A 12,589-nucleotide genomic window follows, 5' to 3' on the forward strand; every position below is an offset into this window, starting at 1 on the left:
GTCCCTCATGCAATTGACGAACGACGCCCTCGCCACGGGGCCCGACGACGCGGTGACCGGACCGGGCGGCCTGCCCTATCGCCCCTGCGCGGGCGTGGTGCTGATCAATGCCGAGGGCCGGGTCTTTGCCGGCCATCGCATCGACAATCCCTCGGATGCCTGGCAGATGCCCCAGGGCGGCATTGACGAAGGTGAGGATCCGCGCGACGCCGCCCTGCGCGAGCTGCGCGAGGAAACCGGCATCCCGGCCGAGCTGTGCGAGATCCTGGCTGAAAGCCCCGACTGGCTGCGCTACGACCTGCCGCCCGAGCTTGTCGGCAGGATCTGGCGTGGCCGCTACGGCGGGCAGATCCAGAAGTGGTATCTGGTGCGCTTCAACGGCCGGGACGATCAGGTCGACATCGCGACCGAGCATGCCGAGTTCGACGAATGGCGCTGGATGACGCCCGCCGAGATCGCGGAGAAGATCGTTCCCTTCAAGCGCGAGGTTTATGACCGGGTGTTTGCCGCCTTTGCGGACAGGCTCGGCCGCCCCTAGGCCTTCTGCCGGGCGCGCAATGCCTGCGCGGCCCCGCCGAGCTTGTCGGAAAGCACCATGGAAGATCCCGTACTCCCCTTCGAACTGAAACGGATGTTTCTGGGCGAAGAGCCTCTCCTGTTCTACGCCGAAATCGCCGTCAGGACGCTGATCATCTACGGCTATACGCTGGGGATGATCCGCTGGATCGGCGGGCGCTCGGTCACGCAGCTGTCCATGGTGGACCTGATCCTGGTGATCGCACTGGGTTCGGCGGTGGGGGATGCGACCTTCTACCCCGACGTCCCGGTGCTGCAGGCGATGCTGGTCATCACCGTGATCGTCTGCCTGAACAAGCTGATCGACAACCTGATCGAACGTTATGACACCGCCAAGCGGATGATCGACGGCCGCACCGTCGCCGTGGTCCGCGACGGCCGCATCGACCGCGAGGGGCTGATCCTGCGCGACATCAGCGCGCTGGAGCTGAAGTCGCTTTTGCGGCTCAAGGGCGTATCGAACCTGGGCCAGGTCGAGTTCGCCTTTCACGAGTCCGGCGGCGGACTGTCGGTCTTCCCCCGCGACACCCCCGTTCCCGGCCTGCCCATCGTTCCGCCGCAGGACGTGGAGCCCCTGGCATCCCTGTCGGACGCGGCGCCCGATACCCAGGCCTGCTGCGTCAACTGCGGCTCGCTGCGGCCGGCGGAGCTGGTGACGCCCGTGACACGCTGCACCGATTGCGGGCGGACCGATGGCTGGACCCCTGCCGTGACGCCCCTCGTGATCAGGCCGGCCGCCTGACCTCATCCGGCGCTTGCCAAACGGGCCCCGATCCCCCATCCCGCAAGGCAGGCGATCCGAGGGGACGATGGTGCAACAGGTCTACACGCTGCTGGTCGAGGTCGGCCGCAAGGAAGGCGACGGTCTGCCCGAGGACGCGACGGGCGCGGCGCTGGTCTGCTATGCCGCCGGCCGCGACCAGGACGAGGCCGTGCGCGAGACGGTCGCGATCCTCAAGCAGGCCGATCTCGCGCCGCTCGAAGTGCAGGCCTATGGCACGCTGGAGGAGCGCCTGGCCGAGGGACACGAGGTCCCGGACGAGGAGCGCGCCCTGATGGACCGCGCGCGGGATGAAAACAGCGTCATCGTGGCCCAGTTCGAGCCCTTCTTCGACGAACCCGACCACGGCTGACCGCCCCGCCTCCGCCTTGTCAGTCCGGCGGTTGCACGGTTAAGATTCCGTGCAACAAGAACGATAACTGACGAGGCAGTGAGTATGAAATCCCCCATGATGCGCCTTGCGCTGTCGGCCGCCGTGATGGCGGCACTGGCGTCCTGCGCGCCGGTTGGCCGGCCCGGCATCGGCCCGGCGTCCAGCGGCAGCAGCGTGACCCCCGCCCCCATCCCTGCCGCCGATCCGGCGACCGAGGCGAGCTTCCAGCAGTGGGTGCGGAACTTCCGCCCGCGCGCGGTCTCCTCCGGCATCACCCCGGCGACCTACGACCGCGCCATGTCGATTGCCCGCTACAACCCCGAGGTGATCCGCCTCGACCGCAAGCAGGCCGAGTTCTCGCGCCCGGTCTGGCTTTACCTCGACAGCGCCGTGTCGCCGGAACGCGTCTCGACCGGCCGCCAGATGCTCGCGCAGCACGGCCGGACGCTGGCCGCCATCGAGGCCACCTACGGCGTCCCGCGCGAGATCGTGTTGGCCGTCTGGGGGATGGAATCGAACTTCGGTTCGAACCGCGGCCGGATGCAGATCATCCCTTCGCTGGCGACGCTGGCCTATGACGGCCGCCGCTCGCAGATGTTCCAGGAACAACTGGTCGCGGCGCTGAAGATCCTGCAGGCCGGGGACACGGACCCCGAACACATGCTGGGCTCCTGGGCGGGGGCGATGGGACATACCCAGTTCATGCCGACCTCCTATCTCAGCTACGCCGTCGATTTCACCGGCGACGGGCGGCGCGATATCTGGTCGGACGATCCGACCGACTCTCTGGCCTCGACGGCCGCCTACCTGGCGCGCAACGGCTGGAACCGCGGCCAGGCCTGGGTGACCGAGGTCTCGCTGCCTGAGGGCTTCACCGCTGTCGGCAAGGGCACACGGACCAGCACCAGTCAGCTTGCGGCGATGGGCGTGCGGGCGGTCAACGGCCGTGGCCTTCCGGCAGGCACCGGCTCGATCATCCGGCCCGCGGGCGCGCGCGGCCCGGCCTTCCTGATCCTCGACAACTTCCGATCGATCCTGCGCTACAACAACTCGGACAGCTATGCGCTGGGCGTGAGCTACCTGGCCGAAGCCATCGCCGGCCGTCCCGGCATCCAGGCGCCCTGGCCCCGGTCGGACCGCCCGCTGACCCAGGCCGAGCGGACCGAGATCCAGCGCCTGCTGACCGCACGCGGCTTCTACCGCGACGAGATCGACGGCAAGATCGGCACCGGCACGATGGAGGCGATCTCGGCCTTCCAGCGTTCGATCGGCGTCCCGCCCGACGGCTACGCGACCTCGATCGTCCTGGGGCAGCTGCGCGGGCGCTGAGGCCGCAGACGGAACAGGAAAGGCCCGACGCGTGAGAGACGCGCCGGGCCTTTTTCGTTGAAGCGTCGAGACAGACCGCCGCAATAACGCAACTTGCCGGGTCCGATGGCCCGACAGCAGCGATGATGGAAGAAACTGCCGATCCTTGCGGCGTCTCACCGTGGAGGCGGGTACCGGAATCGAACCGGTCTTCACGGATTTGCAATCCGCTGCGTAACCTCTCCGCCAACCCGCCTCGGTGAGGTGCAGGACAGATATGCCAAAGCGCTCTGCCCTGCAAGTCGCTGCGTAGCCCCTCGGGCCGGATGAAAATATCCCGGGGGGAGCCGCCAAAGGCGGCGGGGGCAGCGCCCCCTTTTCTTACTTCACCCGCGCGTTGCGGTTGCCGATCAGCTTCAGCCGCAGGGCGTTCAGCTTGATGAAGCCCGCCGCGTCCTTCTGGTCATAAGCGCCCGCGTCCTCCTCGAAGGTCACATGCGCCTCGGAATAAAGGCTCATGTCCGACCAGCGGCCGACGCAGGACACCGAGCCCTTGTAGAGCTTCAGCCGCACCGTGCCCGACACGTATTCCTGCGACTTGTCGATCAGCGCCTGCAGCATCTCGCGTTCCGGGCTGAACCAGAAGCCGTTGTAGATCAGTTCCGCATAGCGCGGCATCAGGCTGTCCTTGAGATGACCCGAGCCCGAATCGAGCGTGATCTGCTCGATGCCCCGGTGCGCCTCCAGCAGGATCGTGCCGCCGGGGGTTTCGTAGATGCCGCGCGACTTCATGCCGACGAAGCGGTTTTCCACGAAGTCGAGCCGCCCGATCCCGTGCCGCCCGCCATGGTCGTTCAGCGCTGCCAGCAGCGTCGCGGGCGACATCGCCTGCCCGTTGATGGCGACCGCGTCGCCCTTTTCGAAGGTGACCTCGATATATTCGGGCTGGTCCGGGGCGTCCTCGGGGTTCACCGTGCGCTGGTAGACATAGTCGGGCGCCTGCTCGGCGGGGTTCTCCAGCGCCTTCCCTTCCGACGAGGTGTGCAGCAGGTTCGCGTCGACGCTAAAGGGCGCCTCGCCGCGCTTGTCCTTGGCGATCGGGATCTGGTTCTTCTCGGCGAACTCGATCAGCTTCGTCCGGCTGGTCAGGTCCCAGATCCGCCAGGGCGCGATCACCTTGATCGAGGGATCGAGCGCATAGGCCGACAACTCGAACCGCACCTGGTCGTTGCCCTTGCCGGTCGCGCCATGGGCCACGGCATCGGCGCCATGGGCCTGCGCGATCTCGACCAGCCGCTTGGCGATCAGCGGACGCGCGATCGAGGTGCCCAGCAGGTACTGCCCCTCGTAGACGGCATTGGCGCGGAACATCGGGAAGACATAGTCGCGCACGAATTCCTCGCGCACGTCCTCGATGTGGATGTTCTCCGGCTTGATGCCCAGCAGCTCGGCCTTGGCCCGCGCGGGCTCCAGCTCCTCGCCCTGCCCGAGGTCGGCGGTGAAGGTGATGACCTCGCAGCCGTACTCGGTTTGCAGCCACTTGAGGATGATCGAGGTGTCGAGTCCCCCGGAATAGGCGAGAACGACTTTCTTCGGCGCGTCAGACATCGGGAGCCCCTTTATCCAGATTTGCCTGCCGATTATGGTCTTTCCCGCCCTCTCACAAGGGCGCGGGCGCGCAGATCCGCTGGCATTTCGGCGCATGACGCCCTATCCCTGCGCCATGAGCATCCCCCTTTCCCCCGTCCTCGATGCGGCGGCCGCGCTGCGCGGGCTGTTCGAGCCGACACCCCTTCTGCGCAACGACCACCTCTCGACCCGCTACGGCGCGGAGATCTGGCTCAAGCGCGAGGACCTGACGCCGGTGCGTAGCTACAAGCTGCGGGGCGCCTTCAACGCGATGCGTCGGGCGGATGCGGGCCCGGGGGCGCATTTCGTCTGCGCCAGCGCGGGCAACCACGCGCAGGGGATGGCCTATGCCTGCCGGCATTTCGGCTCGCGCGGCACGATCTTCATGCCGGTGACGACGCCGAAGCAGAAGATCGAGAAGACCCGCACCTTCGGCAACGGCGCGGTCGAGATCGTGCTGACGGGCGACTATTTCGACCAGACCCTGCGCGCCGCGCAGGAATTCACTCAGGCGCAGGGCGCGACCTTCCTGTCACCCTTTGACGACGCCCATGTGATCGAGGGACAGGCCACGGTCGCCACCGAGATCCTGGAGCAGATGGAGGGCGCGCCCGACCTGGTTGTTCTGCCGGTCGGCGGCGGCGGGCTGGCGGCGGGGGTCAGCGGCGTGCTGGCCGAAGCTGCGCCCGGAACGCGCCTTGCCTTCGTGGAGCCGGGCGGCGGCGCCAGCCTGCGGGCCGCGCTCGAGGCCGGGCAACCGGTCACCCTGCCCAGGATTGAGACCTTCGTGGACGGCGCCGCCGTCGCGCGGATCGGCGAGCTGCCCTTTGCGCGGCTGTCGCGCTTTGCATCTTCGGACGTGGTGATCGCGCCCGAGGACCGTATCTGCGCCACCATGATCGAGATGCTGAACGTCGAGGGGATCGTGCTGGAACCGGCAGGTGCCCTGGCGGTGGACGCGTTGCGTGATCTCGGCGAGGCGGGCGCGCTGGAAGGCAAGCGGGTCGTCTGCGTCTGCTCGGGCGGCAACTTCGACTTCGAGCGCCTGCCCGAGGTGCGCGAGCGGGCGCAGCGCTGGGCGGGACTGAAGAAATACTTCATCCTGCGGCTGGCACAGCGTCCCGGCGCCCTGCGCGAGTTCCTGAACCTGCTCGGCCCCGAGGACGACATCGCGCGTTTCGAATATCTCAAGAAATCGGCGCGCAACTTCGGCTCGGTCCTGATCGGGATCGAGACGACCAGCCCCGCGAACCTCGACGCCCTGTCCGAGCGGCTGGCCGCGCAGGGCTTCGACTGGCGCGACATCACCGGCGACCCCGTCCTGTCCGAGTTCCTCATCTGAGCCGTCAGGTTACTTTGCTTTTCGATGTCTTCAGACATGACCGCCACGCGCTGGCGGTCGGTCATGCGGCACCCTTCGTCTGAGCTGGGCTGTTTGTGGCACCGACTCCCTCAAAAGTCGTACAGGGCCGCACTTAACCTGCCGTTCACCCCGGCGCGCTAGCCTTGGCGCATGAGACAGTCGAATCGCTCTCCGTCCTCCTCGACGCCCGCCCGGGCGGCCGGTCACCGGGCCAAGCGCCTGGTGCTCCTGGCGGATGGCAGCCAGGCGCACCGGCGGATGTTGTCGGGCCAACTGGAACGTGCAGGCTATCGGGTGGTCGAGGCGGCGGATGGCGCAACCGCGCTGAAGATCTGCCGCGAGCAGCATCCCGATCTGATCCTGTCCGACTCGCTGCTGATGAACCTTTCGGGGCTGGAACTCTGCCGCGCCCATCGGGACATAGTGCGGCAGGGCTATGGCTACTTCATCCTGCTGACCTCCAGCACCGAGCGCGCCGATATCGCCGTGGCGCTTGGTGCCGGGGCGGACGACTTCCTGGTCAAGCCGATCTCCAGTGCCGAACTGCTGGCCCGCATCCGTGCGGCGGAACGCGTGCTGGACATGCACGACGACCTCACCGCCGCGAACCGAGAACTGCAGAGCGCGCTGGAACGGCTGAACGAGGCGCAGGAACAGATGACGGCCGAGCTGCGCGAGGCGCGCAAGCTGCAGCAGGCGATGATACGGGAACGCCAGCGCAGCTTCGGCCCCTTCCGTGTCTCGCTGCTGATGCGTCCGGCAGGGATGATCGGCGGGGATTTCGTGGGCTTCCACCCGCTCGACGATCACGCGGTCGGCTTGCATGCCGTGGATGTCTCGGGCCACGGCGTCGCCTCGGCGCTGCTGACGGCGCGGCTGGCGGCGCAGATCGACGGCCTGGCGCAGGACCGCAACCTGTCGCCCGCGGGGCTCGTCTCGGCGCTGAATGACATGATGCTGGATGGCCCCCTGACGGACGCCTACCTGACAATGGTCTATGCCCGCCTGGATCTGCAGGCGCACCGCCTGCGGCTGGTTCAGGCGGGCCACCCCCACCCCTTCCTGCAGCGCGCCGACGGCCGGATCGAGCGGGTCGGTCGGGGCGGATTGCCCGTCGGCGTGCTCGAGGGCGCGCGATACGACGAGATCGAGGTCGTGCTCGAGGCTGGTGACCGGATGCTGATCGTGTCGGACGGCATCACCGATGCGGCCGGCGCCCGTGGCGAGTTGCTGGGAGAGGAGGGCCTGCGCGCGATCCTGCAACTGAACGCGCCCTTGACGGGGCACGCGCTGCTGGAATCGATGTGCTGGTCGGTTGCGGCCTTTGCCAGCGGCGAACGCGCGGACGACCTGTCCGCCGTGCTGATCGAGCATCTTCCGCCCGCGCCGGTGCTGCCGGGCCCGGGCGGCGGGCCGGGATGATCCCGGCCTGCCCGCGCCTTCTCAGATGATCAGGACCTGCGTCCCGACCTTGGTCACGGCATAGAGCTGCTGGATATGCTCGTTGTAAAGCCCGATGCAGCCGTTCGAGGACTTGCGCCCGATCTTGCGCGTGTCGTGGGTGCCGTGGATGCGGTAATATTGCCAGCTCAGCCACAGCGCATGGGTGCCCAGCGGGTTGTCCGGCCCCGGCGGCACGAAGTCTGGCCATTCCGGGTTGCGCTTTTTCATCTCGGGGGTGGGCGCCCAGGACGGACCCTCGACCTTCTTGATGATCTCGGTGCGGCCGCGGCGCGTCAAATCCTCGCTGACCGGGATCGAGGTCGGGTAAAGACGGAACTCGCCGTCCTCGGACCAGTAGCTCAGCGCACGCGAGGTCAGGTCAACAAGGATGGCGCCGTTCGTCAGGTTGCTGAAATAAGGCTGCCAGTCGTGCATGCGGAAGCTCGACACGTTCCGGCGGTTGTCCTGACCGGCGTCATACTGGACGACGCCCGCATCGGGGGTCGCCCCCGCGCCGGGTGCGCCCTGCAGCGCCTGCCCCGTATAGGGGTCAACCGCCTGCGCGAAGGCCGGGGCCGCCAGGCTTGTGGCGCCCAGCGCGAGCGAGGTGGCAAGGAAGGACCGCCGGTCAACGGCGGACGGCTTGATCGCGGGCATCTTGTTCTCCTGTCGGCCTGAGCCCCTGCGGGCTCTTGCGGCAGCGCCTTGCTTGTGGACCCAGCACATATCGGTGACCGGGTCGAGTTCAACTCACAGCGGCGTCAGCGGTTCGCCTTTCCCGGCGGATGCGGTCTCGCCGCAACAGATGCGGGTGCCCGAGAACCTAGAAACGCAATGATCCGGCGGGGAAAGGAACGCTTAAAAGGCTGACGCAAGAAGGCAGGGTGGAAAGGAATGCATCCATGATGCGTCGGACGGGCGGTCCTCCATCCTTCCCATCGTCCGGGCGCGCCCTCTTACAATGAGCGGCGCAGCGCTTTGCGTCAGCGCGAGAGGCATGGGCCCCGTTGGAGGCCCAAAACCCCCATGCAAGCCATTTACAGGATTCCGCTCCTGTTTCGACAAGAGGGAAGCTCTGCCGACAAGCCCCCGTCCCGCTTGCCCCGCGCTGCTGGCTGGTACAGTCAGCGCACAACATACCTTGCAGTGTTACTCCTGCAGGGAACTTGCCCTTCCCCTCACCTGTCGGCGATCCGGACGGAAGCCCTGCCGTCGAGGGCCCTTGCCCTCAGCTGCGCCCGTCGAGGCGCACGAAGTCGCGCAGGCTGCCCTGACCCGGTTCGACCTCGGCCCAACTGTCGGCCTGAAAGTCCACGACCAGCGTCGCGGCTGTCGGATAGCTGCGGAACTGCGGGTCGAGCGGCGGCCGAGCCGGCAGCATGGCGGCGAAAGCCGCGATGCCGGGGTTGTGGCCGATCATCATCACCGTGGGGACGGTGGCGGTCTTCAGAACCTGCAGCATCGTCTCGGGCGCGGCGTGGTAAAGCGCAGGCTCGATCCGCAGGTCGGGCCGCGTCTCGAAGACGGCCTGGGCCACGCAGTCCCAGGTCTGGCGCGTCCGCAGCGCAGAGGAGCACAACACCTCCTCGGGGTCATAGCCGCGACTGGCCAGCCAGTCCCCCAGCGCCCGCGCGGACCGCCGGCCCCGCCCGTTCAGCGGACGGTCATGGTCGGGCAGCGTCGGGTCATCCCAGTCGGATTTCGCATGGCGCGTCAGGATCAGGCGGCAATGTCCCAGCGGTGTCATCCTGACCCTTTCCCTTGGTTCACGAATCAGAGTGCCACCCGCGACCGCCAGCCGCAAGCGGCTCGCCAGCAGCTCGGCGGCCCGTCGTCAAAGGCCGCGTCCGCCCTGGCGAAGCCCGTGCGGCTTGACCGAGGGCTCGGTCGAGCGGATCAGGCTGCCCGCGCCCTGCTCGGTGAACAGCTCGAGCAGCGCGGCATGGGGGACCCGACCGTCCAGGATCACGACGGCGCGCACTCCCTGGTCCAGCGCCGTCAGTGCGGTTTCGGTCTTGGGGATCATGCCGCCCGCGATGGTGCCGTCCGCGATCATGGCCCGCACCTGGTCGGGATGGATCTGGGTCATCACCTGCCCCTGCCCGTCCTTGACCCCCGCAACATCCGTCAGCAGCAGCAGCCGGTCGGCCTTGAGCGCCCCGGCGATCGCGCCCGCCGCGGTGTCGCCGTTCACGTTAAAGGTCTCGTTGTCGGCCATGCCGGTCGCCACCGGCGCGATCACCGGGATCAGCCCGGCATTGTAAAGGTCGCGGATGATCTGCACGTTCATCTCGATCGGGCGGCCGACAAAGCCGAGCTCGGGGTCGTCGGCCTCGCAGACCATCAGGTCGTCGTCCTTGCCGGAGATGCCGATGGCGCGGCCGCCCGCGTCGTTGATCGCCTGCACGATGCGCTTGTTGACCAGGCCCGACAGGACCATCTCGACCACCTGCACGGCCTCGGGCGTGGTGACGCGCTTGCCGCGGACGAAGCGGCTTTCGATCCCCAGCCGGTCCAGCAGATCGTTGATCATCGGCCCGCCCCCGTGGACGACGACCGGGTGGATGCCCACCTGCTTCATCAGCACGATGTCGCGGGCGAACTCGGCCATCGCCTCGTCGTCGCCCATCGCGTTGCCGCCGAACTTCACGACGACGACGGCACCCGCATAGCGCTGCATGTAGGGCAGCGCCTCGGACAGGGTGCGGGCGGTGGTGACGAAGTCGCGGTCCATGCTTTGCGGTCTCATGTGGTGTCCCCGTGGATGGGCAAGGCTAGGCCGTGCAGGAAGCAAGGTCCAGACCGCCGCCCTCAGAGGATGAAGTCCTTTTCGGAGATCGCCTGCACCCCTTCGAGCAGGATGACCACATCCGCCAGTCGGTTGCCATCCAGGTCCGCCTCGATCCGCAGCATCCCGTCCTGGGCGGACCATCGCAACTCGGGTCCGCTGCCGGTGAAGGACCCCTCCCCCACGAACGCCAGGTCCAGCGACGACAGGTCGATTCGGTCCTGCCCCGCCGAGAAGTCGGTGATCACGTCCGGGGCCAGCGCATCCGACCCCGAGGACCCGAAGACAAAGACATCCGCCCCCGCGCCCCCGGTCAGCCTGTCGGTCCCCGTGCCGCCGCTGAGCAGGTCGTCGCCGTGTCCGCCCAGCAGCAGGTCATCGCCACCTCCACCGAACAGCTCGTCGTCGTCCCAGCTGCCATCGAGCGTGTCATTCCCCGCCCCGCCCAGCAGAAGATCGGCCCCGCCTTCCCCCAGCATCATGTCCTTGCCTCCGTCGCCCGCCAGCGTGTCCGCGCCGGTGCCGCCCAGCAGGCGGTCGTCGCCCTCACCTGCATAAAGCCGGTCGTTTCCCTCGGCCCCGCGCATCGTGTCGTTGCCGCGCCCGCCCAGCAGCAGGTCGTTGCCCTTGTTTCCGATCAGGACGTCATTGCCGTCGTTGCCCGCCAGCCGGTCGTCGTCATCGCCGCCGTGGATCGCGTCGTTACCCGCGCCGCCATACAGCAAGTCGCGCCCCGGCCCGCCGATGATCAGGTCGTCTCCATCCTCGCCCAGAACGGTGTCGTCACCGTCGCCGCTGTTGATCCGGTCATTGCCGCCCCCGCCCGCGACCAGGTCGGCCCCGGCGCCCGGGCGCATGGTGTCGTGCCCCGAGCCGCCGAACATCCGGTCGCGTCCCGCGCCACCGAACATCATGTTGTTGCCCGCATGGTCGCGGAAGAGGTTGTCCCCCGACAGGTCCAGCATGAGATCGTCCCCCAGGCCGCCGACCATCCGGTCATCGCCCCCCATGCCGAACAGCCTGTCGTTGCCGTCGTCGCCCGACAGGTAGTCTGCGCCCGAGCCCGCGTTGATGCGGTCGTCGCCCACCCCGCCGTAGATGCGGTCGTTGCCGCCCTGCCCCGCGACTCGGTCGTCTCCTCCTTCGCCCAGAACAAGGTCGTGGCCCTCGCCCCCCAGGATCAGGTCGTCCATCCCGCCGCTGCGGATCGTGTCATTGCCCCCTCCGCCCCAGATGGTGTCGTCGCCGTCGCGCGTGACGATGCTGTCATGGCCGGTCCCGCCATCGGCAAAGTCCTCAAGATCGCTGCCGAAGATGGTGTCGTTTCCATTATAGCCATGAACCGCCGAGCCGCCGCGCGCCGCGCTCAGCACCTCGGCGCGCGAGGTGCCCAGGATGGTCGAGCGCACGTCGGGCGGCTGGTAATGCGCGATGGGGAACAGCGAATTGTCGAAGTCCGCGCCGCTCAGCTTGCGGCCGTCGCGGCTGCGGACCTCGATCATCGTGTCGCCGAAGCGGATGCGGACGCCCCATTCCTGCGGGATGAAGCGCAGCTGCTCGACCGAACGCACCATTCCCAGCATGGACAGGTCGATCCGGTCGACCCCGGGCTGGAAGTCGCGGATGGTGACACGCCCCGAGACCGGCAGCGGCACGAAAAGGTCCGCGCCCGCGCCCCCGTAAAGGTCGATCGAGCGCGAGCCCGCGATCAGGATGTCGTCGCCCGCGCCCCCCTCGATCCGGGTGGTGTTCCGCCCGCCCTGGATCAGGTCGCCGGCAGCGGTGCCGAAATGCGCGCCGTCGGCCACGTGGCGGGTCTAGCCGATCCGGCCGGGGTCGATCACGAACTGGCTGACGCCGGATTCGGTCGCCGAGCCCGCGAAGACGACGATCTTTCCGCCGATCACCCGGATAGCCAGCGAGGACACGTCCGTCAGCGTTGAAAGGTTGTCGTCGGCGATGGTGTCTAGGTCCTGTCTGACGGCCGCTGCAACGAGTGGAGGTGTGGGCAGTTGCCTTGGTGAGCGTCACCATGGCGGAGGTCTGCAATGCGACGGCACGAACTCAGCGATGCGCAGTGGGAGTTGATTGCGGACCTCATGCCCCGTGGCGGTCTGCGTGGTGGCGGCCGCTGGCGGGACCACCGGCAGGTGGTGAATGGGCTCATGTGGAAGCTCGCCACAGGCGCACAGTGGCGAGACCTGCCGGAACGCTATGGCCCCTGGCAGACTGTCTACGAGCGCTTCAGCCGCTGGCGACGCGAGGGGCTGTTCGACAGGCTTCTGGATCGCCTGCGGCTCAAGCTGAATGCTGAAGGTCTGGTCGACC

The 12,589-nt window shown here is 67.9% G+C and carries 12 protein-coding genes and 1 tRNA gene; 7 read left to right on the forward strand and 6 right to left on the reverse strand.

All coding sequences use genetic code 11. The annotated features are described in order from the left end of the window. Nucleotides 1–7 precede the first annotated feature (7 nt). The 4 genes from BLQ03_RS09460 to BLQ03_RS09475 all read left to right on the forward strand — a co-directional run bounded on the left by BLQ03_RS09460 (nucleotide 8) and on the right by BLQ03_RS09475 (nucleotide 3,059). Nucleotides 8–538, forward strand: a complete 531-nt coding sequence (locus BLQ03_RS09460) for an RNA pyrophosphohydrolase (protein ID WP_090755191.1) — start codon at nucleotides 8–10, stop codon at nucleotides 536–538. Between the two features lie 93 nt (nucleotides 539–631). Then, nucleotides 632–1,318 (forward strand): DUF421 domain-containing protein, encoded by a 687-nt coding sequence (locus BLQ03_RS09465; RefSeq protein ID WP_175558824.1) that lies wholly within the window; start codon nucleotides 632–634, stop codon nucleotides 1,316–1,318. 67 nt (nucleotides 1,319–1,385) lie between these two features. Beyond that, nucleotides 1,386–1,709 carry a hypothetical protein gene (locus tag BLQ03_RS09470; protein WP_090755194.1) on the forward strand — a complete coding sequence of 108 codons (324 nt, stop codon included), beginning with the start codon at nucleotides 1,386–1,388 and terminating at the stop codon, nucleotides 1,707–1,709. Between the two features lie 84 nt (nucleotides 1,710–1,793). Then, a complete protein-coding gene (locus BLQ03_RS09475) occupies nucleotides 1,794–3,059 on the forward strand; it encodes a lytic murein transglycosylase (protein ID WP_090755196.1) in 1,266 nt (421 codons plus the stop codon). Between the two features lie 161 nt (nucleotides 3,060–3,220). On the opposite strand, the gene BLQ03_RS09480 is transcribed toward BLQ03_RS09475, so the two are convergent. Together BLQ03_RS09480 and BLQ03_RS09485 are read right to left on the reverse strand one after the other, a co-directional pair. Then, nucleotides 3,221–3,294, reverse strand: a tRNA-Cys gene (locus BLQ03_RS09480). A gap of 125 nt (nucleotides 3,295–3,419) precedes the next feature. Further along, on the reverse strand, nucleotides 3,420–4,646 hold the full coding sequence (locus BLQ03_RS09485) for an argininosuccinate synthase (RefSeq protein WP_090755198.1): 1,227 nt from the start codon (nucleotides 4,644–4,646) through the stop codon (nucleotides 3,420–3,422). A 94-nt stretch (nucleotides 4,647–4,740) separates the two neighbouring features. On the opposite strand from BLQ03_RS09485, the gene ilvA reads away from it, so the two are divergent. After that, nucleotides 4,741–6,009, forward strand: a complete 1,269-nt coding sequence (gene ilvA / locus BLQ03_RS09490; RefSeq protein ID WP_245688797.1) for a threonine ammonia-lyase IlvA — start codon at nucleotides 4,741–4,743, stop codon at nucleotides 6,007–6,009. A gap of 171 nt (nucleotides 6,010–6,180) precedes the next feature. Next, the gene (locus BLQ03_RS09495; RefSeq protein WP_090755200.1) at nucleotides 6,181–7,452 is read left to right on the forward strand and encodes a PP2C family protein-serine/threonine phosphatase; all 1,272 of its coding nucleotides are present in this window, start codon (nucleotides 6,181–6,183) and stop codon (nucleotides 7,450–7,452) included. A 21-nt stretch (nucleotides 7,453–7,473) separates the two neighbouring features. Here the strand turns inward: BLQ03_RS09495 and BLQ03_RS09500 are convergent, their stop codons facing one another. From BLQ03_RS09500 to BLQ03_RS09515, 4 genes are all read right to left on the reverse strand, one after another. Continuing rightward, nucleotides 7,474–8,130, reverse strand: a complete 657-nt coding sequence (locus BLQ03_RS09500; RefSeq protein WP_090755202.1) for a L,D-transpeptidase — start codon at nucleotides 8,128–8,130, stop codon at nucleotides 7,474–7,476. Between the two features lie 571 nt (nucleotides 8,131–8,701). Next, the gene (locus BLQ03_RS09505; protein ID WP_090755204.1) at nucleotides 8,702–9,220 is read right to left on the reverse strand and encodes a SixA phosphatase family protein; all 519 of its coding nucleotides are present in this window, start codon (nucleotides 9,218–9,220) and stop codon (nucleotides 8,702–8,704) included. 87 nt (nucleotides 9,221–9,307) lie between these two features. Continuing rightward, nucleotides 9,308–10,207 (reverse strand): acetylglutamate kinase, encoded by a 900-nt coding sequence (argB, locus tag BLQ03_RS09510; protein ID WP_090755206.1) that lies wholly within the window; start codon nucleotides 10,205–10,207, stop codon nucleotides 9,308–9,310. A 77-nt stretch (nucleotides 10,208–10,284) separates the two neighbouring features. Next, nucleotides 10,285–12,069 carry a calcium-binding protein gene (locus BLQ03_RS09515; protein ID WP_090755208.1) on the reverse strand — a complete coding sequence of 595 codons (1,785 nt, stop codon included), beginning with the start codon at nucleotides 12,067–12,069 and terminating at the stop codon, nucleotides 10,285–10,287. A gap of 240 nt (nucleotides 12,070–12,309) precedes the next feature. Here BLQ03_RS09515 and BLQ03_RS17920 point away from each other — a divergent pair. Next, on the forward strand, nucleotides 12,310–12,589 hold a 280-nt coding region (locus tag BLQ03_RS17920; protein WP_139166679.1), incomplete at its 3' end, for a transposase.

Origin of the sequence: Paracoccus chinensis (assembly GCF_900102885.1) — a bacterium.
In the GTDB taxonomy this organism is placed as follows: Bacteria; Pseudomonadota; Alphaproteobacteria; order Rhodobacterales; family Rhodobacteraceae; genus Paracoccus; species Paracoccus chinensis.

Coding starts and splice junctions, on each gene's coding strand:
- BLQ03_RS09495 (WP_090755200.1), top strand. CDS start 6,181: ATGAGACAGTCGAATCGCTCTCCGTCCTCCTCGACGCCCGCCCGGGCG.
- BLQ03_RS09475 (WP_090755196.1), top strand. CDS start 1,794: ATGAAATCCCCCATGATGCGCCTTGCGCTGTCGGCCGCCGTGATGGCG.
- BLQ03_RS09505 (WP_090755204.1), bottom strand. CDS start 9,220: ATGACACCGCTGGGACATTGCCGCCTGATCCTGACGCGCCATGCGAAA.
- ilvA (WP_245688797.1), top strand. CDS start 4,741: ATGACGCCCTATCCCTGCGCCATGAGCATCCCCCTTTCCCCCGTCCTC.
- argB (WP_090755206.1), bottom strand. CDS start 10,207: ATGGACCGCGACTTCGTCACCACCGCCCGCACCCTGTCCGAGGCGCTG.
- BLQ03_RS09460 (WP_090755191.1), top strand. CDS start 8: ATGCAATTGACGAACGACGCCCTCGCCACGGGGCCCGACGACGCGGTG.
- BLQ03_RS09485 (WP_090755198.1), bottom strand. CDS start 4,646: ATGTCTGACGCGCCGAAGAAAGTCGTTCTCGCCTATTCCGGGGGACTC.
- BLQ03_RS09465 (WP_175558824.1), top strand. CDS start 632: ATGTTTCTGGGCGAAGAGCCTCTCCTGTTCTACGCCGAAATCGCCGTC.
- BLQ03_RS09470 (WP_090755194.1), top strand. CDS start 1,386: ATGGTGCAACAGGTCTACACGCTGCTGGTCGAGGTCGGCCGCAAGGAA.
- BLQ03_RS09500 (WP_090755202.1), bottom strand. CDS start 8,130: ATGCCCGCGATCAAGCCGTCCGCCGTTGACCGGCGGTCCTTCCTTGCC.